The sequence below is a fragment of the Haloleucobacter albus genome, assembly GCF_052492075.1.
Window position 1 is genome coordinate 219,943 of record NZ_JBQWAS010000030.1, and the last position, 26,759, is coordinate 246,701.

20 protein-coding genes are annotated in these 26,759 nt (G+C 61.8%); 12 read left to right on the forward strand and 8 right to left on the reverse strand.

Annotation, left to right across the window (positions count from 1 at the left end; all coding sequences use genetic code 11):
* Positions 1–47: 47 nt before the first annotated feature.
* From ACT6QH_RS14515 to ACT6QH_RS14525, 3 genes are all read right to left on the reverse strand, one after another.
* A complete protein-coding gene (locus ACT6QH_RS14515; protein ID WP_444975540.1) occupies positions 48–695 on the reverse strand; it encodes a LysE family translocator in 648 nt (215 codons plus the stop codon).
* 136 nt (positions 696–831) lie between these two features.
* Positions 832–1,380: an arsenate reductase ArsC gene (locus ACT6QH_RS14520; protein ID WP_444975541.1), complete on the reverse strand. Its 549-nt coding sequence runs from the start codon at positions 1,378–1,380 to the stop codon at positions 832–834.
* Positions 1,381–1,484: 104 nt separating this feature from the next.
* Positions 1,485–2,294 carry an MOSC domain-containing protein gene (locus ACT6QH_RS14525; protein WP_444975542.1) on the reverse strand — a complete coding sequence of 270 codons (810 nt, stop codon included), beginning with the start codon at positions 2,292–2,294 and terminating at the stop codon, positions 1,485–1,487.
* 318 nt (positions 2,295–2,612) lie between these two features.
* Between ACT6QH_RS14525 and clpB the strand changes: the two genes are divergently transcribed.
* Complete coding sequence (gene clpB, locus ACT6QH_RS14530; protein ID WP_444975543.1) at positions 2,613–5,267, forward strand: ATP-dependent chaperone ClpB; 2,655 nt, start codon at positions 2,613–2,615, stop codon at positions 5,265–5,267.
* Positions 5,268–5,352: 85 nt separating this feature from the next.
* On the opposite strand, the gene ACT6QH_RS14610 is transcribed toward clpB, so the two are convergent.
* The gene (locus ACT6QH_RS14610; RefSeq protein WP_507237486.1) at positions 5,353–5,541 is read right to left on the reverse strand and encodes a YdcA family protein; all 189 of its coding nucleotides are present in this window, start codon (positions 5,539–5,541) and stop codon (positions 5,353–5,355) included.
* 499 nt (positions 5,542–6,040) lie between these two features.
* Here ACT6QH_RS14610 and mdh point away from each other — a divergent pair, with 499 nt between their 5' ends.
* The 6 genes from mdh (at position 6,041) to lpdA (ending at position 15,644) form a co-directional block, all read left to right on the forward strand.
* Positions 6,041–7,006 carry a malate dehydrogenase gene (gene mdh / locus ACT6QH_RS14535; protein ID WP_444975544.1) on the forward strand — a complete coding sequence of 322 codons (966 nt, stop codon included), beginning with the start codon at positions 6,041–6,043 and terminating at the stop codon, positions 7,004–7,006.
* Positions 7,007–7,258: 252 nt separating this feature from the next.
* Positions 7,259–8,461, forward strand: coding sequence for an ADP-forming succinate--CoA ligase subunit beta (gene sucC, locus ACT6QH_RS14540; protein ID WP_444975545.1), 1,203 nt, complete (start codon positions 7,259–7,261; stop codon positions 8,459–8,461).
* Entirely contained in the window at positions 8,461–9,345 is an 885-nt protein-coding gene (sucD, locus tag ACT6QH_RS14545; RefSeq protein WP_444975546.1) for a succinate--CoA ligase subunit alpha, read from the forward strand. The genes sucC and sucD overlap by 1 nt, the downstream gene beginning before the upstream one ends.
* 451 nt (positions 9,346–9,796) lie before the next feature.
* Positions 9,797–12,754 carry a 2-oxoglutarate dehydrogenase E1 component gene (locus ACT6QH_RS14550; protein WP_444975547.1) on the forward strand — a complete coding sequence of 986 codons (2,958 nt, stop codon included), beginning with the start codon at positions 9,797–9,799 and terminating at the stop codon, positions 12,752–12,754.
* 78 nt (positions 12,755–12,832) lie between these two features.
* Positions 12,833–14,050, forward strand: coding sequence for a 2-oxoglutarate dehydrogenase complex dihydrolipoyllysine-residue succinyltransferase (gene odhB, locus ACT6QH_RS14555; RefSeq protein ID WP_444975548.1), 1,218 nt, complete (start codon positions 12,833–12,835; stop codon positions 14,048–14,050).
* A gap of 190 nt (positions 14,051–14,240) precedes the next feature.
* The gene (gene lpdA, locus ACT6QH_RS14560) at positions 14,241–15,644 is read left to right on the forward strand and encodes a dihydrolipoyl dehydrogenase (protein ID WP_444975549.1); all 1,404 of its coding nucleotides are present in this window, start codon (positions 14,241–14,243) and stop codon (positions 15,642–15,644) included.
* 82 nt (positions 15,645–15,726) lie between these two features.
* Here lpdA and ACT6QH_RS14565 read toward each other — a convergent pair whose 3' ends face one another.
* Positions 15,727–16,545 carry a class I SAM-dependent methyltransferase gene (locus ACT6QH_RS14565; protein ID WP_444975550.1) on the reverse strand — a complete coding sequence of 273 codons (819 nt, stop codon included), beginning with the start codon at positions 16,543–16,545 and terminating at the stop codon, positions 15,727–15,729.
* Between the two features lie 275 nt (positions 16,546–16,820).
* On the opposite strand from ACT6QH_RS14565, the gene ACT6QH_RS14570 reads away from it, so the two are divergent.
* Positions 16,821–17,117: an alkylphosphonate utilization protein gene (locus ACT6QH_RS14570; RefSeq protein ID WP_444975551.1), complete on the forward strand. Its 297-nt coding sequence runs from the start codon at positions 16,821–16,823 to the stop codon at positions 17,115–17,117.
* A 75-nt stretch (positions 17,118–17,192) separates the two neighbouring features.
* On the opposite strand, the gene ACT6QH_RS14575 is transcribed toward ACT6QH_RS14570, so the two are convergent.
* Together ACT6QH_RS14575 and ACT6QH_RS14580 are read right to left on the reverse strand one after the other, a co-directional pair.
* Complete coding sequence (locus ACT6QH_RS14575; protein ID WP_444975565.1) at positions 17,193–17,645, reverse strand: VOC family protein; 453 nt, start codon at positions 17,643–17,645, stop codon at positions 17,193–17,195.
* A 53-nt stretch (positions 17,646–17,698) separates the two neighbouring features.
* A complete protein-coding gene (locus ACT6QH_RS14580; RefSeq protein WP_444975552.1) occupies positions 17,699–18,679 on the reverse strand; it encodes a tyrosine recombinase XerC in 981 nt (326 codons plus the stop codon).
* A 372-nt stretch (positions 18,680–19,051) separates the two neighbouring features.
* Between ACT6QH_RS14580 and sufB the strand changes: the two genes are divergently transcribed.
* The 4 genes from sufB (at position 19,052) to ACT6QH_RS14600 (ending at position 24,130) form a co-directional block, all read left to right on the forward strand.
* Entirely contained in the window at positions 19,052–20,569 is a 1,518-nt protein-coding gene (gene sufB / locus ACT6QH_RS14585) for a Fe-S cluster assembly protein SufB (protein ID WP_444975553.1), read from the forward strand.
* Positions 20,570–20,698: 129 nt separating this feature from the next.
* Positions 20,699–21,475 (forward strand): Fe-S cluster assembly ATPase SufC, encoded by a 777-nt coding sequence (gene sufC / locus ACT6QH_RS14590; protein WP_444975554.1) that lies wholly within the window; start codon positions 20,699–20,701, stop codon positions 21,473–21,475.
* Between the two features lie 5 nt (positions 21,476–21,480).
* Positions 21,481–22,878: a Fe-S cluster assembly protein SufD gene (gene sufD, locus ACT6QH_RS14595; RefSeq protein ID WP_444975555.1), complete on the forward strand. Its 1,398-nt coding sequence runs from the start codon at positions 21,481–21,483 to the stop codon at positions 22,876–22,878.
* Complete coding sequence (locus tag ACT6QH_RS14600; RefSeq protein ID WP_444975556.1) at positions 22,871–24,130, forward strand: cysteine desulfurase; 1,260 nt, start codon at positions 22,871–22,873, stop codon at positions 24,128–24,130. The genes sufD and ACT6QH_RS14600 overlap by 8 nt, the downstream gene beginning before the upstream one ends.
* Positions 24,131–24,224: 94 nt before the next feature.
* On the opposite strand, the gene ACT6QH_RS14605 is transcribed toward ACT6QH_RS14600, so the two are convergent.
* Positions 24,225–26,225, reverse strand: a complete 2,001-nt coding sequence (locus ACT6QH_RS14605; protein WP_444975557.1) for a peptidoglycan DD-metalloendopeptidase family protein — start codon at positions 26,223–26,225, stop codon at positions 24,225–24,227.
* Positions 26,226–26,759: the final 534 nt, after the last annotated feature.

Sequence of the window (26,759 nt, forward strand, 5' to 3'; positions counted from 1 at the left end):
AGGTCTCGAATCGGTTGGCGGCGCATGGGAGAACCTAGCGCAAACATTTATCGGGTGGCCACGGATACCGCCGCGCCGGCCATGGCGGTTCCGCACAGGCGGTTCAGCAGGCGGATGGCGCGCGGGGTGGCGATGAAGCGGCGGGCCCTGTCGGCCAGATAAACATAGGAGGAGAGGATCATCAGCAGCACCAGAGTGATGATGGCGCTCAACTCCAGAAAACCGGGCAGGGAAACCCGGTTCATGTCCAGCAGGGTGGGCAGCAGGGCGAGATAGAAGGCGATGGTTTTCGGGTTGCCTAGGGTCAGCGCCAAGCCGCCGAAAAATCCGCTGAGGGCCTTGCGGGTGGCATTTCTGTCCGGCGCGTTCGGGCATGCGGTTTCGGCCGGTAGTTGGAGGATCGCGTTTTGGCCGCGGGCCGTCCACAGTCGCCAGGCCAGAAACAGCAGATAAGCGGCCCCTGCCAGCCGCACCAGGGTGAAGAGCGGGCCAAGGGTTGCGGCCAGTGCGGCAAGGCCCAGAATGGCCATGGCCAGCCAGATGACATCCCCCAGCACGATGCCGAATATGAAGGCTGTGGAGCCCGTGCGGCCACGCGCCAGCGTGCGCGCCACCAGCGCGACAACGGCCGGGCCCGGTAGGGCCGCTGCGAGAGCGAGCGCAACCGCAAAAAGGACAAGGCTTGCCGGTTCCATGCCCTCTAGTGCGCCGGGCAGGGCTGAAGGTCAAGTCACAGGGGGCTGAAGGGGGATGCTTTTATACAAAGATACGCGCGCGCTCGCGCGTATCTTGTTAAATGGGTGTGTGCAGGCTGGTGGCCTTTGGAGAGGCTCAGTCGGCCTTGGCATCCGGGCTGGCGCCGTCCATATGGCCAATGGCCATCAGGCGAGATTGCAGGGCCAGCCGGTCCAGCGTGTCGATGGGCAGGTTGTCGAACACGGTGATACGGTTCTTCAGGAAGTTGTAGGCGCGGCTGAAGGCGGCTTCCTTCTCCATCTCGCTGCCTTCCACGCGCGCAGGGTTCTCAATGCCCCAATGGGCTGTCATCGGGTGACCGGGCCACACCGGGCAGTCCTCGCCGGCGGCGTCATCACAGACGGTGAAGACGAAATCCAGACGCGGTACGCCAAAGCCTTCAAATTCGTGCCAGCTTTTGGGAGCGAGGCCGGTGGTGTCGTAGCCCAGCCGCGAAAGGGTGACCAAAGTCAGCGGATGAACGCTTTCCGCAGGGTGGGTGCCGGCGGAAAAGGCCCGGAAACGCCCTGCGCCGTGCCGGTTCAGAATAGCTTCTGCCATGATGGACCGGGCGGCATTCTTGGTGCACAGAAACAGCACATTATAGGTGCGCTCCGTGCTGGAGGAGGAGGCGGTGCTCGACATGCTTTCCCCGCAAAAGGCTGGCTGCTGCAAGAGGCTCCCGCCCGCCAGAATGGCGCGCGAAGTGCACATTTCGCCCTATAAAGCGCCTTTTCAAAAGATTTATGTCAGTTTGAACCGGAATCCTCTGTTCTGCGCGCCGGCTCAAGAATGATGGGGTCGCCGGGCCGTACCATGCCACCTTCATCCACGCGGGCGTAAACGCCACAATCCATATGCCCCCATGCGGTGCGCAGGGCCTGCTGAATATCCATGTCGCGCGCGGCGGTCTGCGGGTTCACCTGCGTGGCGGGGCACCGCACCGTACGCTTGAGCAAGGTAAGGCGGGCCTGGCCCAGCCGGATCTGACGCCCCACCAGATCCAGCTCGGCATTGGCCGGCCAGCCATCCAGATGAATATTCATACGGAACCGTAGCGGATCGGGCTGCGCGCCCATCTCTTCCCCCAGTGCCCGCACCGTGGCGAGATTCAGCAGGGAGACGAAACCGTGTTTCGCCGAATCCATGAAGCGGAAGCCTTGTGGCGGGGCTGCCAGAATACGCAGTGGGCCTGCTGCATCCAGGCCCATATAGCCGGTGAGGAAATCCTCGATGGCGCGGCAGCCTTCCGGGGTGGTGAGCTGGCCGCGCACCACTTCCACGCCATTGCGCGCCAGCACCAGAGTGGCCGAGGCGGAATCATAGCGGCTGTGCAGCGCGGCCAGGCGGGCATGGCGCATCAGCATGAGATAGGCCGTCTTGGGGCGGAAGGCGGGGGCTGAGGGATCATAGCCGCTGGGGCCATTCTCCACCGCATAGAGGCGATCCTCGGGGAAATATGCGCCGGCCTTCAGTTCCACCTGTTCCAGAGGCTCGGGCGAAAGGCCCTTCACCGGGTGGCGAAAGAGGGCGGTAACGGTTGCGCCGGAATAGGGCATGGTGCGGGTCTTTCCTGTAGCCGGTGACGGGCCACCAGATTTCGGCTTCTGAAGCCAGGTCGGTCAAGGTCGGTCAAGGGCGGGCTCAGGGCGGGCTCAGGGTGCGCTCATGGGGCGGCTCATGGGGCAGGTCATATGCCGGTTGGGATTTTCTGTTTCGATTTTCCCTGAAGGCCCCTTCCGTTGCAGCGATGCCACACCCACATGAGCAACAGCAGGGCTTCTGGCCCATGCAGCGGTTGCCGGGGATGCCGGGGCCGTATTCCGGCGCGGGCCTTCGCTTCACAGCAAGGTGGGCTCGCGAAGTGGAGGGGTCTTATGAATTTCGAAATCTATACCGAGCGTTCGCGCGGCTTCATTCAGTCCGCCCAGTCTCTGGCGGTGCGCGAAGGCCATCAGCAATTTACGCCCGAGCACCTTCTCAAGGTGCTGATGGACGATCAGGAGGGGCTGTGCGCCGGCCTCATCCAGCGTGCGGGCGGCAACCCCGCGCAGGTGCGCACCGATGTGGAAGCGGCGCTGAACAAGCTGCCGAAGGTTTCCGGCGGTTCGGGGCAGGTTTATCTCAGCACCCAGCTCGCCAAGGTGTTTGAGGCGGCTGAACAGGCCGCCAAGAAGGCCGGTGATGGTTATGTGACGGTTGAGCGCCTGCTGCTGGCGCTGACCATTGAGAAAGAAACCGAAGCCGGCAAGATTCTCGCCCGCGCGGGTGTGACGCCGCAGAATCTGAATACCGCCATTGAGGCGCTGCGCAAGGGCCGCACTGCGGATACCGCAACGGCTGAGAATGCCTATGATGCGCTGAAGAAGTTTGCGCGTGATCTCACTCAGGCTGCCCGCGATGGCAAGCTTGACCCGGTGATTGGACGAGACGAGGAAATCCGCCGCACCATTCAGGTGCTGGCCCGTCGCACCAAGAACAATCCGGTGCTCATTGGTGAGCCCGGCGTCGGCAAGACTGCAATCGTGGAAGGGCTCGCCCGTCGCATCGTGGATGGCGACGTGCCGGAGAGCCTGAAAGGCAAGAGCCTTCTGGCGCTCGACATGGGCGCGCTGATCGCCGGTGCGAAATATCGCGGGGAGTTCGAGGAACGCCTGAAAAGCGTGCTCTCCGAAATCGAGGCGGCGGAAGGCGGCATCATTCTGTTCATTGATGAGATGCACACGCTGGTGGGCGCGGGCAAATCGGATGGCGCGATGGACGCCTCCAATCTGCTGAAGCCCGCTCTGGCGCGCGGTGAGCTGCATTGCGTTGGTGCAACCACGCTGGATGAATATCGCAAGCATGTGGAGAAGGACCCGGCACTTGCCCGTCGTTTCCAGCCTGTCTTCGTCACGGAACCCACGGTGGAGGATACCGTCTCCATCCTGCGTGGCCTGAAGGAGAAGTATGAGCTGCATCACGGCGTGCGCATCACCGATTCGGCGCTGGTTTCGGCGGCGATGCTCTCCAACCGCTACATCACGGATCGCTTCCTGCCGGACAAGGCAATCGACCTGATGGACGAGGCCGCCTCCCGCCTGCGGATGCAGGTCGATTCCAAACCGGAGGAGCTGGACAATCTCGACCGTGAGATCGTGCGCCTGCGCATTGAGCAGGAAGCTCTGAAGAAGGAGACCGATGCGGCCTCTAAGGACCGGCTCAAGAAGCTGGAAAAGGAATTGGCCGAGCTGGAGGAGAAGGCGTCCGTCCTCACCTCCAAGTGGAAGTCGGAGAAGGAGAAGCTGGGTGAAGCCACCACGCTGAAGGCCAAGCTGGATCAGGCCCGCGCCGATCTCGCAGCCGCCCAGCGCAAGGGTGAATATCAGAAGGCCGGTGAACTGACCTATTCGGTGATTCCCGAACTGGAAAAGAAGCTGGAGGATGTGGAAACGGCGGAGGCCAATGGCGGCGGCACGCTGGAAGAGGCGGTGACGCCCGACCATATCGCCGGGGTCGTCTCGCGCTGGACCGGCGTGCCGATGGACAAGATGCTGGAAGGTGAGCGCGACAAGCTGTTGCGTATGGAACTGGAGCTGGCCAAGCGTGTGGTGGGCCAGTCCGAGGCTGTGGCGGCGGTGTCTACTGCGGTGCGGCGCGCCCGTGCCGGTTTGCAGGACCCCAACCGGCCGATCGGCTCTTTCCTCTTCCTCGGCCCCACCGGCGTGGGCAAGACCGAGCTGACCAAGGCTCTGGCCGAGTTCCTGTTCGACGACGAGACCGCGATGGTCCGCATCGACATGTCGGAATATATGGAGAAGCACTCCGTCAGCCGGCTTATCGGTGCCCCTCCCGGCTATGTCGGCTACGATGAGGGTGGTGCGCTGACTGAAGCCGTGCGGCGTCGCCCCTATCAGGTGGTGTTGTTCGACGAAGTGGAGAAGGCTCACCCGGATGTCTTCAACGTGCTGCTTCAGGTGCTGGATGACGGTCGCCTGACAGACGGGCAGGGGCGCACGGTGGACTTCCGCAATGTGCTGATCGTCATGACCTCAAACCTTGGCGCCGAGTTCCTTGCGGACCCGCGCCAGCCCATGGGCTTCCAGGTGCCGGGCGCGGAAGGTGAGAAGGTGGTGGCCGATGAGGAGGCCTATAATCTGGTGATGGAGGCGGTGCGGCATCATTTCCGCCCTGAGTTCATCAACCGTATTGATGAGATTGTCATGTTCCACCGCCTGAAGCGGGAGCAGATGGACAATATCGTCGATATCCAGATGGGACGTCTGCGCAAGCTGCTGGAGGATCGCAAGATCACCATCTCCCTGTCTCCTGAGGCGCGCAGCTTCCTTGCCGACAAGGGGTATGACCCGGCCTATGGTGCGCGCCCACTGAAGCGCACCATCCAGAAGCTGGTTCAGGACCCATTGGCTGAGAAGATCCTCGCTGGGGAGGTGATGGATGGCTCGAATGTGCAGGTGGCTCTGGAAGGTGACCATCTCGCCTTCAGCACCGCCATCGCGCCGGCCATGGATATTGCGCCCGACGCCGGCTGAATGGCCAGAGGCTGAGCCCTGACATGAAAAACCCTCCCGTTTGCGCGGGAGGGTTTTTTTATTGGCTGGCCCTGAAGGCGCATGCTTAGCGCCGGGGATAGCCCTTGCATGCCTTCCGGGAGGCGCTGGTTGAGCCGTCCTTGCAAACGAACTTGTCGCCTCGGCAATAATCGACTCCGCCCTTCTTGCCGGAGCAAGGCTTGTTGGCGGCATGGGCGGGTGCGATGCCAAGGACTGGGCCATATGTCAGTGGCAGGGCGACAGTCAGGCACATGGCCAGAATGAAGGTTTTCAAGAAAATCTCCCGCGACAGAATTGCGCTCAATGGTTGTATCGAGTCTGCATTTTTGTCCACGGGTTGCTTCTTTTCCGCTGTGGAGAGGTGCTCCGCAGTCGGGGCAATGGGGTGCCGGATGGTGACGCCTGTGTAGAGAGATTCGCAAAATGTCGCTTTTGGGTGCGGCGGAAGGAGGAGTGGCGAGGATTTTCTGGGGATTGTGCCGGCTCATGTTTCAGCGCCCGCATTTCCCGTTCCCCTTTCGGTGGGGGTACCTTGCACGGTTGCAAATCAAGCTCTGCGACATAATGTCCGCATGCCTGCGTGGCGGTATTTTGATGCTTTTTAGCTGTTTCAAACGCCTTCCTGGAGCGCGCGCGCAGCCTATGCCACTTTTTGTGCAGCCTGCGTGGCTTGAACCCCTTGTCGGATGGGAGTAGTCAGGCCCCGCTTATGACGTGCCGCCGCACGCAGGCTCATTTCCAGGGACAATGGTATGGCCCGCAACAAGATCGCCCTCATCGGGGCCGGCCAGATCGGCGGCACACTCGCTTTGCTTGCCGGCTTGAAAAATCTGGGTGACATCGTTCTGTGCGATGTGGCGGACGGCGTGCCGCAAGGCAAGGCGCTGGATCTGGCGCAGCTTGCCCCCATTGCCGGCTTTGATGCCAGCTTCACCGGCGCCAGCACCTATGAGGCTATTGCCGGGGCCAAGGTTGTCATCGTCACCGCCGGTGTGCCGCGCAAGCCGGGCATGAGCCGCGATGATCTTCTTTCCGTCAATCTGAAGATCATGGAGCAGGTGGGCGCTGGCCTTGCCAAATATGCTCCCGATGCCTTCGTCATTTGCGTCACCAATCCGCTGGACGCCATGGTTTGGGCATTGCAGCAGGCCTCGGGCCTGCCCGCCCGCAAGGTGGTGGGCATGGCCGGCGTTCTGGATTCAGCTCGTTTCCGGCATTTTCTGGCAGAAGAATTCGGTGTTTCCGTGGAGGATGTCACCGCCTTTGTCATGGGCGGGCATGGCGATACCATGGTGCCGCTCGTGCGCTATTCCGCCGTGGGGGGCATTCCCGTGCCGGATCTGATCCGCATGGGCTGGAGCAGTCAGGAGAGGGTTGACGCCATTGTGGAACGCACCCGCAATGGCGGGGCCGAAGTGGTGGAACTGCTGAAGACCGGCTCTGCCTTCTATGCCCCGGCAGCCTCGGCTATCGCCATGGCGGAAAGCTATTTGAAGGATAAAAAGCGCCTTTTGCCTGTCGCTGCTCATCTGGAGGGTGAATTCGGCATCAAGGGGCTTTATGTGGGTGTGCCAGCCATTATCGGCGCACATGGCGTGGAACGTGTCGTGGAAGTCATGCTCGACGACGAAGAACGGGCCATGTTTGATAAATCGGTCGCTGCCGTCGAAGGATTGGTGGGGGCCTGTCAGAAGATCACACCCGCTTTGGGCAAGTGATCTCGATCCATGGCGGCGCTTCCATTCCGGGGGCGCCGTTTTCGTGCCGGTGACGCCACCGGTGAGGTGAAGGAGACGAAAGTTCCCCTCCTCGGAACCATGAAGCCGGGCTTTCTGTGAAACCCGGCGTGCATGGAACCTACACTGGGACGGAGGTCGGCCGAAGACCGCAGCGGCCACGCTTGTGGTGCGGGGCGGTCGGGGCCGGTTCAGGGGGGAAGGGGCACTTCGCAACCCTCAGGGGACGAAGAGATGAATATTCATGAGTACCAGGCCAAGGCGCTCCTGAAGAAATATGGTGCGCCTGTCTCGCGCGGTGTGGCCGTGCTCAAGGCGGAAGAAGCGGAAGCTGCCGCCAATGAGCTGGGTGGCCCGCTGTGGGTTGTGAAGTCCCAGATCCACGCGGGTGGCCGCGGCAAGGGCAAGTTCAAGGAAGCCGAAGCCGGCGAGAAGGGCGGCGTGCGCCTCGCCCAGTCGATCGACGAAGTGAAGACCTTCGTTGACCAGATGCTCGGCAACACTCTCGTCACCGTCCAGACCGGCCCGGCCGGCAAGCAGGTGAACCGCCTGTATCTGGAAGACGGCTCCGACATCGAGAAGGAATTCTATCTCTCCCTGCTGGTGGACCGCGCAACCTCCCGCGTGGCTTTCGTGGTTTCCACGGAAGGCGGCATGGATATCGAGGAAGTGGCGCACAGCACGCCTGAGAAGATCCTCACCTTCTCCGTGGACCCGGCAACCGGTGTGCAGGGCTTCCATGGCCGCAAGGTGGCCAAGGCTCTGGGTCTTGCCGGTGATCTGGCCAAGCAGGCCAGCAAGCTGGTGGCCGTGCTCTATGAAGCCTTCGTCGATACCGACATGGCCATGCTCGAGATCAACCCGCTCATCGTCACCAAGCAGGGTGAGCTGAAGGTTCTCGATGCCAAGGTTTCGTTCGACTCCAACGCCATGTTCCGTCACCCGGAGCTGGCTGAGCTGCGTGACCTGACCGAAGAGGACGAGAAGGAGATCGAGGCTTCCAAGCACGATCTGGCCTATATCGCGCTCGACGGCACCATTGGCTGCATGGTGAATGGCGCGGGTCTCGCCATGGCGACCCTCGACATCATCAAGCTGTATGGCGAAGAGCCTGCCAACTTCCTTGACGTCGGTGGTGGCGCCAATGAGGAGAAGGTGACGGCCGCCTTCCAGATCATCACCTCGGACCCGAATGTGAAGGGTATCCTGGTCAACATCTTCGGCGGCATCATGAAGTGCGACGTGATCGCGCGTGGTGTGCTGGCGGCGGTGAAGGCCGTGGGCCTGAAGGTTCCGCTGGTGGTGCGCCTTGAAGGCACCAATGTGGAAGAAGGCAAGAAGATCATTCGTGAGAGCGGCCTGAACGTGATTCCCGCCGATGATCTGGATGACGCCGCGCAGAAGATCGTGGCTGCTGTGAAGAAGGAAGTTGCGTGATGTCCGTGCTGATTGACGCCAATACCAAGGTCATCACCCAGGGCTTCACGGGCAAGACCGGCACTTTCCACGCCGAGCAGGGCATCGCCTATGGCACCCAGTTCGTGGGCGGCACCAGCCCCGGCAAGGGCGGTTCCACCCATCTCGGCCTGCCGGTGTTCGACACCGTGATCGAAGCCAAGGAGAAGACCGGGGCTGATGCCTCCGTCATCTATGTGCCCCCTCCGGGCGCGGCTGACGCCATTCTGGAAGCCATCGACGCCGAAATCCCGCTCATCGTCTGCATCACGGAAGGCATTCCGGTGATGGACATGGTGCGCGTGAAGCGGGCGCTGGAGGGCTCCAAGTCCCGTCTCATCGGCCCCAACTGCCCCGGCATCGTGACGGCGGGTGAGTCGAAGATCGGCATCATGCCCGGCAACATCTTCCGCAAGGGGTCCGTGGGCGTGGTTTCGCGCTCCGGCACGCTGACCTATGAGGCGGTGTTCCAGACCTCGCAGGAAGGCCTCGGCCAGACCACCGCTGTCGGCATTGGCGGCGACCCGGTCAAGGGCACCGAGTTCATCGACGTGCTGGAAATGTTCCTGGCCGATCCGAAGACCGAGTCGATCGTGATGATCGGCGAGATCGGCGGTTCCGCTGAGGAAGAAGCAGCCCAGTTCATCGCTGATGAAGCCAAGAAGGGCCGCAAGAAGCCGATGGTTGGCTTCATCGCCGGCCGTACGGCTCCTCCCGGCCGGCGCATGGGCCATGCCGGCGCCATCATTTCCGGTGGCAAGGGCGGTGCTGAAGACAAGATCGCAGCCATGGAGGCCGCGGGCATCCGCGTGTCCCCGTCTCCGGCACGCCTCGGCAAGACGCTGGTGGAAGTGCTGAAGGGCTGATGGCCAATTGCCGCCCCGCTCTCCGAGACCGGAGAGCGGGGCGGTCCGCGTTAACCTCCGGGTTTCTTTCAGCCGGGACGCGGTGGCCAGCCTGTGGCCTTTGGGGTACAGGTAGATGGAGCAGTCTGCGCCTTTTGGGGGACAGATTGCGTGGGGTGGAAGAGATGGTGTGACCAACCCTGTTTTTTGCCTTTATCGTGGGCGAAGACAGGTGAGGTCATGCGGGGCCGTCTGGAAAACGGGAATGGGTGTGAGCCTGACCTGTTTCCCACCCGGCCCGAATTGAAGTGCCAGGCGCCCTTGCCCGCAACAGCCACGAGCAGGGCAGGGGTGAACAGACGTTCGGCACCGGTCGAACGTCGCTTTTGTGGCTGACAGCGGCTGTCGGCCGTGTTCCCCGCGCGATGGGCGTGCGGTGGACGAAGGGTCTGCAGCTTTCCGGGATGAAGCCATGTCGCGCGCAGAACAGAACGACGTTTTTCTCTCTACCTCCTTCCTCTATGGCGCCAACGCCGCCTGGATCGAAGATCTCTATGCCCGCTACGAGCAGGACCCCAACTCGGTGGATGCCGAGTGGCAGGCCTTTTTCGGGGCGCTGAAGGATGATCCGAACCAGGTCATCGAAAATGCGCGTGGGGCCTCCTGGAAGCGGCCGAACTGGCCGGTTCATGCGAAGGGGGATCTGGTTTCGGCCATGGACGGCCAGTGGGCCGACGTGGAAAAGGCAATTTCCGATAAGGTCAAGGCCAAGGCTCAGACAGCCGGCGCCAGCCTTTCGGAGGCGGAGGTGCAGCAGGCCTCGCGCGATTCCGTGAAGGCGCTGATGATGATTCGCGCCTATCGCATGCGCGGTCATCTGCATGCCAATCTCGACCCGCTGGGCCTTGCCCCGCCGCGTGAGGCACCGGAACTGGACCCGGCCTCCTACGGTTTCACCGAGGCTGATCTCGACCACAAGATCTTCATTGATCACGTGCTGGGTCTTGAGTTCGCCACCGTGCGTGAAATGCTGACCATTCTGCGCCGCACCTATTGTGCGGATGTGGGCGTGGAGTTCATGCACATCTCCTCCCCCGAGGAGAAAGCCTGGATTCAGGAGCGCATTGAAGGGCCGGACAAGGAAGTCACCTTCACCCGCGAGGGCAAGCGCGCCATTCTCAACAAGCTGGTTGAGGCCGAGGGCTTCGAGAAGTTCCTCGATGTGAAATATACCGGCACCAAGCGCTTCGGCCTTGATGGCGGTGAAAGCCTGATCCCCGCGCTGGAGCAAATCATCAAGCGCGGCGGCAATCTGGGCGTGAAGGATATCGTGTTCGGCATGGCCCACCGTGGCCGCCTGAACGTGCTGACGCAGGTGATGGGCAAGCCGCATCGCGCGCTGTTCCACGAGTTCAAAGGCGGCTCTTGGGCGCCGGACGATGTGGAAGGCTCGGGTGACGTGAAGTACCATCTGGGTGCGTCGTCTGATCGCGAGTTCGACCATAACAAGGTCCATCTCTCGCTGACCGCCAACCCCTCCCATCTTGAGATCGTGGACCCGGTGGTGCTGGGCAAGGTGCGCGCCAAGCAGGACCAGTTCAACGATACCGAGCGTGTGCAGGTGCTGCCGCTGCTGCTGCATGGCGATGCCGCCTTTGCCGGGCAGGGCGTGGTGGCTGAGTGTCTGGGCCTTTCCGGCCTGAAGGGACACCGCACCGGCGGGTCCATCCATTTCATCATCAACAACCAGATCGGCTTCACCACCAATCCACGCTATTCGCGCTCTTCGCCCTATCCTTCCGATGTGGCGAAGATGATTGAAGCCCCGATCCTGCATTGTAACGGTGATGACCCGGAAGCGGTGGTGTTCTGCGCCAAGGTGGCGACGGAGTTCCGCCAGCGCTTCCACAAGCCTGTCGTCGTCGACATGTTCTGCTACCGTCGCTTCGGCCATAATGAGGGCGACGAGCCGGCCTTCACCCAGCCGCTGATGTACAAGGTCATCCGTCAGCACCCCTCCGTGCTGGAGCTGTACGCCAGAAAGCTGGAGGCCGAAGGCGTGATCGCCACTGGCGAGCTGGACACCATGCGGGCCCAGTGGCGAGAGCATCTTGAGGGCGAGTATCAGGCCGGTCAGGCCTACAAGCCCAACAAGGCGGACTGGCTGGACGGTCGCTGGTCGGGCCTGAAGGCGACCCGCGAGGATGATGATCCGCGTCGCGGCGAAACCGGTGTGTCCGTCGACAAGCTCAAGGCCATTGGCGAGAAGATCACCAGCGTGCCGGAGGGCTTCAATGTCCACCGCACCATCAAGCGCTTCCTCGATAATCGCCGCAAGGCGATCGAGACCGGCGAGGGAATTGATTGGGCCACCGGTGAGGCGCTGGCCTTCTGTTCCCTGCTGGATGAAGGGCGCCCGGTGCGTCTTTCCGGCCAGGATGTGGAGCGTGGCACCTTCTCGCAGCGCCATTCGGTGCTGACCGACCAGGAGACCGAGGCCCGCTACAAGCCCTTCAACCATCTTTCCGAGAACCAGGCTCGTTACGAGGTCATCAATTCGATGCTCTCGGAAGAAGCGGTTCTGGGCTTTGAATATGGCTATTCGCTCTCCGAGCCGAATGCGCTGACCCTGTGGGAAGCCCAGTTCGGTGACTTTGCAAACGGCGCGCAGGTGGTGTTCGACCAGTTCATCTGCTCGGGTGAGCGCAAGTGGCTGCGCATGAGCGGCCTCGTGTGCCTGCTGCCGCATGGCTATGAAGGGCAGGGGCCGGAGCATTCCTCCGCCCGCCTTGAGCGTTATCTCCAGCTCTGCGCTGAAGACAACATGCAGGTGGCGAACTGCACCACCCCGGCCAACTACTTCCATATTTTGCGCCGGCAGTTGAAGCGCGAGTTCCGCAAGCCGCTCATTCTCATGACGCCGAAATCCCTTCTGCGTCACAAGAAGGCAATCTCCAGCCTGTCCGACATGGTGGAGGGCACCTCCTTCCACCGCGTGATGCCGGACCATGCGGAGACCAACCCGGACATCGCGGGCGTCGAGCTGGTGAAGGATGAGAAGGTCCGGCGCGTCGTGCTCTGCACCGGCAAGGTCTATTATGATCTGCTGGAAGATCGCGAAGCTCGCGGCGTGAAGGACGTGTATCTGCTGCGCGTCGAGCAGCTCTACCCGATGCCGCTCAAGACCATTGTGCAGACCCTCTCGCGCTTCCCCAATGCCGAGGTGGTGTGGTGCCAGGAAGAGCCCAAGAACCAGGGCGCCTGGAGCTTCATCCAGCCTTACATGGATTGGGTGGTGGAGCAGACGGGCCATCACAGTGGCCAGCGCGTGCGCTATGCCGGCCGCCCGGCTTCGGCGGCCACGGCCACCGGCCTCATGTCCAAGCATCTGGCCCAGCTCAAGGCCTTCCTGGAGGAAGCCCTCGGCTGAGGCCGGGGCACCCTCCGGGCTGAAACCTGGCTGTATCGACACTGAATCCATACTGAATTCAAAGAAAGAAGCGATCCCATGGCTACCGAGATCCGTGTTCCTACCCTCGGCGAATCCGTGACGGAGGCCACCATCGGCAAGTGGTTCAAGAAGCCCGGCGAAGCCGTCGCGGCCGATGAGCCCCTAGTCGAGCTGGAAACCGACAAGGTGACGGTGGAAGTGCCGGCCCCGGCCGCTGGCGCGCTGGCTGAAATCGTCGCGCAGGAAGGCGATACCGTGGAAGTGGGCGCCCTGCTGGGCTCCCTCAATGAAGGCGCCGCCGGTACGGCTTCCGCTCCCGCCGCCACGGCTGCCCCGGCTCCTGCCGCCGCCCCTGCGCCGGCTGCACCTGCCGCGCCCGTGGCTGCCGGCAACAATGGCCCGGCTGTCGGTCGTCTGGCTGCGGAAAGCGGTGTGAGCCCGGCCAGTGTCGCCGGCTCCGGCAAGGATGGTCGCGTCACCAAGGGTGACATGCTGGCCGCCATCGCCGGCGGTGCGGCTGCTGCCCCGGCGGCTGCCGCTTCGGCCCCGCGTCCGGCTTCCGCCCCGGTGGATGCCGCCCGCGAGGAGCGCGTGAAGATGACCAAGCTGCGGCAGACCATCGCCCGCCGCCTGAAGGATGCGCAGAACACCGCCGCCATGCTGACCACGTTCAACGACGTGGACATGTCCGCCGTGATGGCCCTGCGCAGCCAGTACAAGGAAATGTTCGAGAAGAAGCACGGCACCAAGCTGGGCTTCATGGGCTTCTTCACCAAGGCGGTGATTGCGGCTCTTCAGGATCTGCCGGCGGTGAACGCCGAGATCGACGGCACGGACCTCATCTACAAGAACTACTACAATATCGGCATTGCCGTGGGTACCGAGAAGGGCCTCGTGGTGCCGGTGGTGCGTGATGCCGACCAGCTCTCCGTGGCGGGTATCGAAAAGCAGATCTCCGATTTCGGCCGTCGGGCGCGTGATGGCAAGCTGGGCATCGACGAGATGCAGGGCGGCACCTTCACCATCACCAATGGCGGCATCTATGGTTCGCTGATGTCCACACCCATCCTGAATGCCCCGCAGTCCGGCATTCTGGGCATGCACCGCATTGAGCAGCGCCCGGTGGTCATCAAGGGTGAAATCAAGATCCGCCCGATGATGTATCTGGCGCTCTCCTATGACCACCGCATCGTGGACGGCCGCGAAGCCGTGACCTTCCTGGTGCGCGTGAAGGAGACCCTGGAGGACCCGGCGCGTCTCGTGATGGATCTCTGATCCATCCAGCCGAACGGCGAGGGTGCCGGTGGCATCCTCTGCCGGCCCCTTTTGAAAAGGGGCGCGTTTCTGCCGGATGCTGAAAGGGCTTTTGCACCCGCTGTGCGCCCCGGCATCCGCACCTTATCGCGCAAGCGCCATGGCGGCCGGGCTGTCGCCGCCGGGCGCGGCCCTGTCAAGGAATGTTCTGATGTCCTACGATCTGATTGTCATCGGCACCGGCCCCGGCGGCTATGTGTGCGCCATTCGCGCCGCACAGCTTGGCCTGAAGGTGGCCGTGGTGGAAAAGCGCGGCACCCATGGCGGCACCTGCCTGAATGTGGGCTGCATTCCCTCCAAGGCGCTGCTCTATGCGTCCGAGCTGTTCGAGGAAGCCGGCCACAAGTTTGCGGATCTCGGCATCGGCGTGGGCAAGCCCAAGCTCGATCTCGCCACCATGCAGGCCTTCAAGGACAAGGGCGTGGATGGCAATGTGAAGGGCGTCGAGTTCCTTCTGAAGAAGAACAAGATTGATGCCTATATGGGCGCGGGCAAGATTCTGGCCCCCGGCAAGGTTGAGGTGACCCTCAATGCCGATGGCAAGGTCGAGGTGCTGGAGACGAAGAATATCGTCATCGCCACCGGCTCCGATGTTGCCCCGCTGCCGGGCGTTGAAATTGATGAGAAGCGCATCGTCTCCTCCACCGGCGCTCTGGCCCTCGGCAAGGTGCCTGGCAAGCTGCTGGTGATCGGCGCGGGCGTGATCGGGCTGGAGCTGGGCTCGGTGTGGCGTCGCCTCGGGGCCGAGGTGACAGTGGTGGAATATCTCGACCGTATCCTGCCCGGTATGGACAGCGATGTGGCGAAGTCCTTCCAGCGTATCCTTGACAAGCAGGGCTTCAGCTTCAAGCTGGGCACCAAGGTGACGGGCGTGGATTCCTCCGGCAAGACGCTGAAGGTTTCCGTGGAGCCTGCCGCCGGCGGTGATGCCGAGACTGTGGAAGCCGATGTGGTTCTGGTGGCCATTGGCCGCGTGGCCTATACGGGCGGCCTGGGCCTGAACGAGGTGGGCGTGGCTACCGATCAGCGTGGTCGCGTGGTGACGGATGCGCATTATGCCACCAATGTTCCGGGCATCTATGCCATTGGCGATGTGATCGCCGGCCCCATGCTGGCCCACAAGGCCGAGGATGAAGGCGTGGCTCTGGCCGAGCTGCTCGCGGGCAAGGCCGGACATGTGAATTATGATGTCATCCCCGGTGTCGTCTACACCTTCCCCGAGGTCGCCTCCGTCGGCAAGACCGAGGATGAGGTGAAGGCTTCCGGCGTGGCCTACAAGGTGGGCAAGTTCCCCTTCACGGCCAATGGCCGCACCAAGGTGAACAACACAACGGATGGCTTCGTGAAGGTCATCGCCGATGCCGCCACCGACAAGGTGCTGGGCGCGCATATCATCGGCCCGGAAGCCGGTGAAATGATCCATGAATGCGCGGTGCTGATGGAGTTCGGCGGTTCGTCCGAGGATCTCGCTCGCACCTGCCACGCGCACCCGACCCGTTCTGAAGCGGTCAAGGAAGCGGCCATGGCCGTGGAGAAGCGCGCCATCCATATGTGATGGCCGCCGGGCCGGACTTGTCCGGTGCTGAAACAAGAAACCGGTCAGCCGCCAGGCTGGCCGGTTTTGTTTTGGGCGCGCTTCAGGCCTCACACACAAAGGTGACGGTGAGAATGCGTCGCTCCCGCAAATTGTGGATCTGATTACGCACCATTTGCGGAAAATCATCTCCAAGCACATGACGCAAGGTGACGGGGGGCGCCACTCTTCCTGCGGAAGGAGCGGTGGTGCGCTCGAACCATTGCAGGCTTTCCGCAGTGGAATCGCGGGTTTCCAGAATGCGGAAGCCGGCTTGTGTCAGCAGCCCGGCCATGGCTTCGGGTGTTTCCAAATGGCTGATGGAAGGCTCGCGGGCCCATGGCACTGGAAACTGAACGTCACCGCCTTCGCCCTGCAACACGTCATAAATGACGAAACGTCCGCCCGGCTTCAGCACCCGTTTGGCTTGTGCATACATGGCTGCCTTGTCGGGAATGTTCATGGCCACATGAATGGTCATGGCGGCATCGAAGCTGGCGTCGGCGAAAGGCAGGCAGGTGGCGTCGGCCTGTTGGAACTCCGTCCTCTTGTCCAGCTTCACCCATGTGCTGAGCATGTTTGCGGTATCACAATAGGCCTGGGTGAGATCAATGCCGGTGACATGGCAGCCACAGCTTTCAGCCAGTGCGCGGGCCGGCCCGCCCAACCCGCTGCCAATATCCAGCACATGGCTTTCCGGCGTCAGCTTCATGGCCGCGGCCAGTTCCAGTGTGGCCTTGTGGCCGCGAATGTGAAACTCATCGACCGCCCGCAGATCCGTGGTGCTAAGCTGGTCGGGAGATTTTCCGGCGGCTTGCAGGGTATCCGCGATGGTAGTGGCGAGGTCTGCACCATCGCCATAATGGCGTTTCACATCATCCATGGGTTGCGTCCTCCGGTTGTTCTTCGGCCTTGCGGCACATGCAGATGCTGTATTGAACATATTCGGGATGGAAAATCGAATGGGTGAAGCCGGGCTTTGTCTGGGATGTAAGGGGCGTGGCGATGTGGTGGGTTATCGCAACCGTACAGCCCGCAGCACGGGCTAGTCTTGACCTTTTGGTTGCGGACCATACTCTCCGCCCGCAATGCGTAGCGTCGGAACGGGTGTTTCGGGGCTGTGGACGCATTTTGACCGCATATTCAAAGGGCAGGCGGATGCAGGACGACGATTATGTTTATGATGAGGAAACCGGCGAGTGGATGCCGGCCAGCGAACTGGCCGCCCGCAAGGCGGATGCCTCAGCCGTGCGTGATTCTGCCGGCAATGTTCTGGCCGATGGCGATCAGGTCGTGCTCATCAAGGATCTGCCGGTAAAGGGCGCGGGCCAGACCCTCAAGCGGGGCACGCTTATCAAAGCCATTCGCCTGACGGACAATCCGGAAGAGATTGATTGCAAGTTTGAAGGCATCAAGGGGCTGGTGCTGCGCACCGAGTTTGTGCGCAAGCGCTGAAATATTGCCAGGCTCATGGAATTGCAGGGCGGCGCGCTGTGCTGCCCTGTTCCGCCTGCTGAACTGCCGGGCTCGTCACTCCGGGGCGAAGGTCAGGGCTTCGATGCGCCAGCCATCCGGGTCCAGCAGGAAGGCGGCATAATAATTTTCAGCATAATGCGGGCGCAGGCCCGGCGCGCCATTCTCGTGCCCACCATTTTGCAGCCCGGCTGCATGGAAGGCCCGCACGGCGGCGCGGCTTTCCGCCCAGAAGCACAGATGAAAGCCCGGCGGGCAGATGATCCGTGCATTGCGACGCTCTTCCAGCCAGAAGGGCGCGGCTCCCGGCCGTCCATCCGGCGCGGGAAGGGCGCCGGGCGGCCCCCAGCAGGCGGAAGGGCCGGCAGGTTCCATCTCCTGCGCCACACGCACAAGGCCGAGCGGGGCCAGAACGGCATCATAGAAACATTGCGCGCGGTCCAGATTGGATGTGCCGAGAGACATATGCTCGAAAACCGGGCGGATGGCCGGGGGCTGCGTGGTCTGCATCGGCGTCACCAAGGGGGCTTTCCAGTGGTCTGGAAGTTGTCTGGTCCGGCGGCTCAACTGGCACGTGGATGGGCGGCGCGATAGGCGGCCATGAGGGCGGTGGCGTCTACCTGCGTATAGATCTGCGTGGTGGAAAGTGAGGCGTGGCCCAGAAGTTCCTGAATCGCGCGCAGGTCTCCGCCCCGGCCCAGAAGGTGGGTGGCGAAGGAATGGCGCAGCGCATGGGGGGTTGCGCTGTCCGGCAGGCCCAGCGCCCCGCGCATCTGCGCCACGGCCAGTTGCACGATGCGCGGGGAGAGAGGCCCGCCTCTTGTGCCACGAAACAGAGGCGAGCGGGCATCAAGCGGGTAAGGGCACTGGCTCTTGTAATCCAGCACCGCATCGCGCACCGCAGCGATCAGGGGCACCATGCGAGTCTTGTTGCCCTTGCCGGTCACGATAATCTGATCACTGTCCGCGCAGATGGCGTCAGTGGTCAGGCTCAGGGCTTCGGAGATGCGCAGGCCCGCGCCATAAAGCAGGGCAATGACAGCGGCATCGCGAGCCAGAACCCAGTTTTCCCGATTGTCCCCGGCACGGGTGTCGGCATCGGCCAGCGCTTTGGCGGCGGTGACCGAAACCGGCTTGGGCAGGCTTTTTTCTACCCGTGGTGCACGCACGGCGGCAAGGGCGGCCACCTTGCCATGTCCATCCTGTTCCAGAGTACGGGCGAAGGAGCGGGCCGCAGCCAGCATACGCACCAGTGTGCGCGGCGCGACGCCCTCCGCCCGGCGCGCCGCCAGAACAGCGCGTACATCCGCCGGGGCAAGCTCCGCCATATCGGAAAGCGTGGGCACATGCCCCAGATGTTGTGTGAGACGGGAGAGGACAGCAGCCAGATCCCGCGCATAGGCTTCCACGGTTTGTGGGGACAGGCGGCGCTCATGGGTGAGGCGATCAAGCCAGCGACAGATGGCGGATTGCATGTCCGGTGCAGCACCGGCCAGCAGATCGCGACGGGCGCGTTCGGCCTTCTGGGCCAGGCTCATGGCCATGGTGTCTGCCTCCTTCGGTCACCGGTGGCGCGCATATGTGATGTGCGCCTCAGAAGGCTGTTATGGCCGCAGTCTCCTTACCATTTTCCTGCCAGTCTTCCCCACCGGAAGGCGATGGCGAGTTGCGACTGCAAACTGGAACGAACTGAATGTGTCGCGCCCGGCAATTTCGTGCTCGCCCCGGCCTTCTTTGTGCTCCATAAGGTGGGCTAACATGAAGCCTTCGAATATCCGCCATTTTCAGGAATGCCGGTTCTCGAATTCCGGTGCGGAGTGCCCATATAAGGGCGAGGATTCATTCAGCCAGAATGGCGCAGTGTATTTCAGGCGGATGCGCCGGTAGGGGCGCAGACGAACTGACGGGAGGACGACATGGCGGCGGTGCGGGAGACAGTCGAGCAGGTTCGTTCCCTCGGTGTGGACCAGTATAAATACGGCTTCGAGACTCTGATTGAGTCCGAGAAGCCGCCAAAGGGCCTTTCCGAGGATATCATTCGCTACATTTCGGCGCGCAAGGACGAGCCGGAATGGATGCTGGAATGGCGGCTGGATGCCTATCGTCGCTGGCTCACCATGGAAGAGCCGCACTGGGCGCGCGTTGATTTCCCTCAAATCGACTTTCAGGATCTCTATTATTATTCCGCGCCCAAGACCATGCAGGCGCCCAAATCGCTTGATGAGGTCGATCCGGAAATCCTGCGCACCTATGAAAAGCTGGGTATTCCCCTGCGTGAGCAGGAAATTCTGGCCGGTGTGCAGCGTCCCGAAGGGGAAGAGGTGGCCGAAGGCGAGGAAGCTCCGGCCGGTGGCACCCGTATTGCCGTGGATGCGGTGTTCGATTCCGTCTCCGTGGCCACCACCTTCAAGAAGGAGCTGGCGGCGGCAGGCGTGATCTTCATGCCCATTTCCGAAGCGCTGCGCGAGCATCCCGATCTGGTGCGCAAATATCTCGGCACGGTGGTGCCGGTGACAGACAATTTCTACGCCACGCTGAATTCCGCCGTGTTTTCGGATGGCTCCTTTGTCTATATCCCGCCGGGTGTGCGTTGCCCGATGGAGCTTTCCACCTATTTCCGCATCAATGAGCGCAATACCGGCCAGTTTGAGCGCACGCTGATTATTGCCGACAAGGGCTCTTATGTGTCCTATCTGGAAGGCTGCACGGCGCCCATGCGCGATGAGAACCAGCTTCACGCCGCAGTGGTGGAGCTGATCGCGCTGGAAGATGCGGAGATCAAATATTCCACCGTGCAGAATTGGTATCCGGGCGATGCCGAGGGCAAGGGTGGTATCTATAATTTCGTGACCAAGCGCGGCGATTGCCGGGGTGACCGCTCCAAGATCTCCTGGACGCAGGTGGAAACCGGCTCTGCCATCACCTGGAAATATCCCAGCTGCGTGTTGCGCGGGGAAGGCTCCAGCGGCGAATTCTATTCCATCGCCATTTCCAATGGGCGCCAGCAGGTGGATTCCGGCACCAAGATGATTCATCTGGGCCGCAATACCTCCAGCCGCATCATTTCGAAGGGCATTTCTGCCGGGCATTCCAACAATACCTATCGCGGTCTTGTGTCTGCCCATCGCAAGGCGGCGGGCGCGCGCAACTTCACCAATTGTGACTCGCTGCTCATCGGTAACCATTGCGGGGCGCACACCGTGCCCTATCTGGAAACGAAGAATCCTTCGGCTCAGTTCGAGCATGAGGCCACAACCTCGAAAATCTCGGAAGACACGCTGTTCTACTGCATGCAGCGCGGCATGAGCGAAGAGGATGCCGTGGCGCTTGTGGTGAATGGTTTCGTGCGGGATGTGTTGCAGCAACTGCCGATGGAATTCGCCGTTGAAGCGCAGAAGCTGATTGCCATTTCGTTGGAAGGCAGTGTCGGCTGAGCCGGGAATCCGGTGCGGCCTTCTGCCTCCCCTGTCACACAGCCCTTTTTTACCCGCCCTTACGCCGGCCTTGCGCTCCCTGAAGCGCGCGGCGCAGGGCGCGGTTCTGATTTCTGGAGGATCTGAGCCATGACGAGCCCCATGACGACCCCTCTGTTGGAGATTCGCGATCTTCACGCCCGCATCGTCGATGGCCGCAAAATCATTGATGGCATGAATCTCGTCATCAATCCCGGCGAGGTGCATGCCATTATGGGGCCGAACGGGGCGGGTAAATCCACTCTCTCCTATGTTCTGGCAGGCAAGCCGGGCTATGAGGTGCTTTCCGGTGAAGTGCTGTTCCGTGGCCGGAACCTGCTGGAGATGGAGCCGGATGAGCGCGCCGCAGCCGGCCTGTTCCTGGCTTTCCAGTATCCGCTGGAAATTCCGGGCGTGACGAACATGGCCTTCCTCAACACCGCGCTCAACAGCCAGCGCCGCGCGCGTGGAGAGCCGGAGCTTTCCGCGCCCGAAGTGGTGCGCAAGGTGCGTGAGCTGGGCAAGGAACTGGATATTGACACCGGCATGCTCAAGCGGGCCGTGAATGTCGGCTTTTCCGGTGGTGAGAAGAAGCGGAACGAAACCTTACAGATGATGCTTCTGGAGCCTTATCTGTGCGTTCTGGACGAGACCGATTCCGGGCTGGATATTGATGCGCTGAAGGTGGTCTCTCGCGGGGTGAACACGCTGCGCTCGCCCGAGCGCTCCATGCTGGTCATCACCCACTATCCGCGTCTTCTGGAATATATCGTGCCGGATGTGGTGCATGTGTTCGCGGGCGGGCGCATCGTCCATTCTGGCGACAAGGATCTGGCGCGAGAGCTGGAAGCCACAGGCTACGCCAAGTACCAGACCGAAGCCGCGTGATGGCCATGAGCACTGTTGACCAGCCCGCGAATGACGCGGTGAAGAATGGCGTGGTGAAAAAGGCCATGGTGAGAAAGGCTTTGGCGAAGACCGCTGCGGAAACAGCGCTGGCGGATATCTTCTCCACCGTCAAATCCACCCTGCCGGGGGATGGCGGCGTGAAGGTGCGGCGGGAAGAGGCCTTTGAGCGCTTTGTGGCGCAAGGCTTACCGCATCGCCGGGTGGAAAGCTGGCACTATACCGATTTGCGCACGCTGCTGCGTGAGGCCGCACCACTGGCCGAGCAGCCTGATGTTGTGGCGCTGGGGCGGGCCGCCAGGGCCGGGGCGTCGCTGGCGTCTCTGGATGTGCGCCGGCTCTATATGGTGAATGGCTTTTTCGCCGATGAAATTTCAGACCTTTCCGGGCTGGAAGAGGGGCTCACCATCCGGCCTTTGTCGCAGGCTCTGAGTGAGGGAGATGCGCAGCTTGCGGCGCATCTCGGTCGAACAGTGCCTTCGGATGATGCCGCGTTGGCCCTCAATATGGCGCTGATGAGCGATGGCCTGGTGGTGCATGTGGCCGCTGGTGCGCAGGTGCAGCGCCCCCTTGCGGTGATTCATGTCACCACGGGGGATGCGCCGATGGCCGTGTTCACCCGCTCTCTGGTGGTGCTGGAACAGGGTGCCGGGCTGAGCCTGATTGAAACCCATGAAGGCCCGGATGGTCTGGCGTATCAGGTCAATACCGCGCTGGAGCTGGTGGTGGGTGAAGAGGCGCGTCTCAGCCGGGTAAAGCTGACCCATGAAGGCGATGCCGCCCTGCATGTCTCCAGCGTGTTGATGTCTGTCGCTGCCCGCGCCAGACCGGCTCTTGCGAATTTCAACAGCGGTGGCGCGGTGGTGCGCAACCAGACCATGACGCAACTGGCTGGCGAATCCATTGATGCCTGGTTCGGTGGGGTAAGCCTGCTGAATGCACGCCAGCAGACCGATACGCTGCTGGAGGTGGAGCATCAGGCACCGGGCAGTGAAAGCCGGGAGAATTTCCGGGCGGTGCTGGATGGGGCTGCACGCGATTCCTTCCAGGGGCGGATTGTGGTGAAGCAGGCTGCGCAGAAAACCGATGCGCGCATGATGAGCCGTGCTCTGCTGCTGTCGGACCGGGCCGAAGCCAACAACAAGCCGGAGCTGGAAATCTTCGCCGATGATGTGCAGTGCGCCCATGGTTGCACCACGGGCGAGCTGGACCAGCAGGTGAAATTCTACCTCATGGCCCGCGGCATCCCCGAGAAGGAGGCCGAGGCGCTGCTGATTCAGGCCTTTGTGGGAGAGGTGCTGGAAGGCATTGCCCATGAGGATTTGCGCGCGGTGCTGAGTGAGGCGACCCGCAACTGGTTGCGCAAGCGGGGTGAAGATGAGTGAGAAGGTGGCGCTTCATCCGGCGGTGCAGGGTGACACTTATGATGTGATGCGCGTGCGGCAGGATTTTCCCATCCTGTCGCTGAATGTGCATGGCAAGCCGCTGACCTATCTGGACAATGGCGCTTCCGCGCAGAAGCCGGAACAGGTGATGGCGCGGATGGATGCGGTGATGACTGGCGAATATGCCAATGTGCATCGCGGCCTGCATTATCTCGCCAATGCCTCGACGGAAGCCTATGAGGGCGGTCGCACGCGGGTGGCGCGTTTTCTCAATGCGCGCCGGCCGGAAGAAATCGTCTTCACCCGCAATGCCACGGAAGCGGTGAATCTGGTTGCGGCGAGCTTCGGAGCTTCGCGCATTCAGCCGGGAGACGAGATTATTCTCTCCATCATGGAGCACCATGCCAATATCGTGCCCTGGCATTTCCTGCGGGAGAAGCTGGGCGCGGTTATCAAATGGGCGCCGGTGGATGACGATGGCTGTTTCCTGATGGACGAGTTCGAGGCGCTGCTGAGCCCGCGCACGAAGCTGGTGGCCATCACCCATATGTCGAACGTGCTGGGCACTATCGTTCCGGTGAAGGATGTGGTGGCGCGGGCCCATGCACGGGGTATTCCTGTGCTGGTGGATGGGGCGCAGGGCGCTGTTCATCTGGATGTTGATGTTCAGGATATCGGCTGCGATTTCTACGTCATCACCGGCCACAAGCTTTATGGCCCCACGGGCATTGGCGCGCTGTATGCCCGCCATGATCTGCTGGAGCAGATGCCGCCTTACAATGGCGGCGGCGAAATGATCCGCGAGGTTCACCAGGATAAGGTGACCTATGGCGAACCGCCACACCGCTTCGAGGCTGGCACGCCGGCCATTGTGGAGGCGGCGGGCCTTGCCACAGCGCTGGATTATATTGATTCCATCGGCCGGGCGCGGATTCGGGCCCACGAAGAAGATCTGCTGCATTATGCCGAAGAGCGGCTGCGTGAGATGAACGCCATCCGCATTATCGGCACGGCACCGCAAAAGGGGGCCATCATCTCTTTCGAGATGGAGGGCGCTCATGCGCATGATGTTGCTACGCTGATCGACATGGATGGTGTGGCGGTGCGGGCCGGCACCCATTGCGCCATGCCCTTGCTTGAGAGATTCGGGGTGACATCCACCTGCCGGGCTTCGTTCGGTCTTTACAATACGCGTGAGGAGGTGGATCGCCTCATCGCCGCCCTGCACAAGGCCCAGAGGCTGTTCGCCTGAAGTTGTGGCGCGTGTCCGGGCCCTGTGAATCAAGAAGGCCCCGTGCAGACAATGCACGGGGCCTTTTGTATGGGCGGACTTTGGTTCGGCCGTTTCAGTTTTTTCTGGTGCGGCTGGCGTCAGCCACATGCGCTGGGGCCTGGCCATGGTTCATCAGCGTATCAATACGCTCACGCTCCTTCTGGAAGGATGAGAGCATCTTGCCGCGCAGGGCCTTGCCTCGGGGCAGGCGAATCCGCAGCGGGTCCACGAAATTGCCGTTGATCTTCACTTCATAGTGCAGGTGCGGGCCGGTGGAGAGGCCGGTGGAGCCGATATAACCAATCACCTGCCCCTGTCGCACCTTGGCACCTTCACGCACGCCACGGGCAAAGCCGGACTGATGCGAATAGGTGGTGACATAGCCATTGGCGTGCTGAATTTCCGTGTGCTTGCCATAGCCGGATTTCCAGCGTGCATAGCGCACGGTGCCATTGCCTGCTGCATAAATGGGTGTGCCGGTGCGGGCCGCCCAGTCCACACCCGTATGCAGCTTGGAATAGCCAAGAATCGGATGGCGGCGATAGCCGAAGCCCGAACGCATGGTGCCTGAGGCCACCGGCTTGCGCATCAGGAACTGCTTTGCGCTCTTGCCATCCTGATCGTAATAATCGGTCAGCCCATCATCCGGCGTGCGGAAGCGGTAATAGCGATTGGTGCTGTCGTCGAGCGTCAGCGCGGCATAGAGCACTTCGCCATTTCCGGCCGGGTCTTCCGAGTAGAGAATCTCGAAATTGTCGCCGGGGCGTACGCGCCGCTGGAAATCCACATCGAAAGAATAGACGCGGATGATATCGGCAATGATTTCGCGCGGCACCTCATTGCGCAGTGCTGTTTCATAAATGCTGTCATAAAGGCGGATGCCGGGTCCGCGGCTGTTGTCGGTATCTTCCGAAACGCCAGCCATCTCGGTTTCGGCCAGTTCCGGCACATTGACGAAATCATTGCGATCGGAAAGGGCGACGGAGCCCATATGGCCGGTATCGCTGAACAGAGAGACGCGCAGGGGTAGGATGCGCTCACCTTCCTGCTGCAACAACATGCGCAGTCGCCAGCCATCCACCACCTTGCCCTCACGGCCCCAGCGCCCAAATGTGCGGGCCAGGGCGCGGGCATCATCTTCCGAAACACCGGCCTTGGTGAGGATGGAAACGATGCTGTCGCCTTTCTTCACCACAACCGTGGTGTCAGCCCAGTCATTACCGCCAGAGGTTTCGACCGAGGTCTTGGAAATGAAGCTGACATTTGTCGGGGCGGCCGGTGCCGGGGCAATGGTGTTGGCTTTCTCCCGATCATTCAGGAGGCCCTCAACGGCATAGGCGAGATAGGGCGAATCTGCCGCGAAGTGGGGGGTTTTACCTACAATCGCTTCCGGCAGGCCGGCGAGCATGGGGGTGGTGCGCGAAAGATCGGCCACCTCGCGCACTTTCACAAGCACCTGCTCCATGGGCACGCCGGACCCCAGTTTGGCCTGGCCGGAGAGGTCCGAAAGATCCTTCATCACCACCGTGACTTCACCGGTGGGTTCTGCCTCTGGCGCTTCGTCCTCTTCCTCATTCATCGCCTCACGGGCGATCTTCATGGGGTTGAACTCGGGAATATCAGACGAGACCGATGTGGTGGTCATGGCCAGATTGGCGCTGACACGGGTGAAAGGGCGCACCTTGATGATCTCGCGATCACCAACCTTGGTGGCAGTGGAGACGCGGAAGGTTTGCCGGGCAACGGACATATCCCCCAACAGGGACATGCGATCACCCTTACGGTCGACATTCGTGGGACGTTCACCCTGCGCCAGCGTATTGCCAATGTTCTTGCGGGCCTTCTCCGGCATCAGCGCCAGACGGTGCTCGCTGTTGAGCGCCGCATAAACCGCTCCACCCATGAGTAAAGAGCCACACAGGGCCGTCAGCAGGGTTGCCGCAAACCAGCGTGCGGAGACACGGCGGCGATCAACTTCTTCCTCGTCGCCATCCACGCCCAGTGGCGGGTCTTCACCCAGGCCGGCCGTACTTGATGCGTCACGCCAGGCAGCGGCAGTTCGTCGATGATACAAGTCCCGTCCCTTCCGCTGAAACCGATGAACACGGCGCAGCGCGAATATTCACATGACCTGATGCGAAATTGCCTTCGTGAGAGGCTCAGGTCAACGCGGCGCAGCATTTCAATTGTCGCGGATAAAAAGCGCCAGAGGCGGCAAAAGCGTGGCGGCGACCAAAAACAGCGTCGAAATATGAGATGAGAGAACGCGCACACGCTCACGCGCGCGTACATAGAGGGGGCTGACGGTGAGGGGTGGTCCATGCAGAAAGGGTTTTGCCGGGAGGTTTCTGGTGTCGGCTCACTTTTTTCACAGGGACTGTTTTGTTTGTTTATGGGGGTTTTGGCCTTGATTTGATTGATTTATCCACCGGGTGTCATTTGGGTTTCACTTTTGTGGTTTTGAGTTCTTGACGGTTTGGGTTTGGCGACCGTATAAAGCGCTCACCAACGACGAGCCACCGCCGCTCAGCACTGAACGGCGGATGGATCTGTCTCTCACTTTCCGGTCTTGACTGGCGATGAGTTATCTGGCTAATTAGCCGGACTG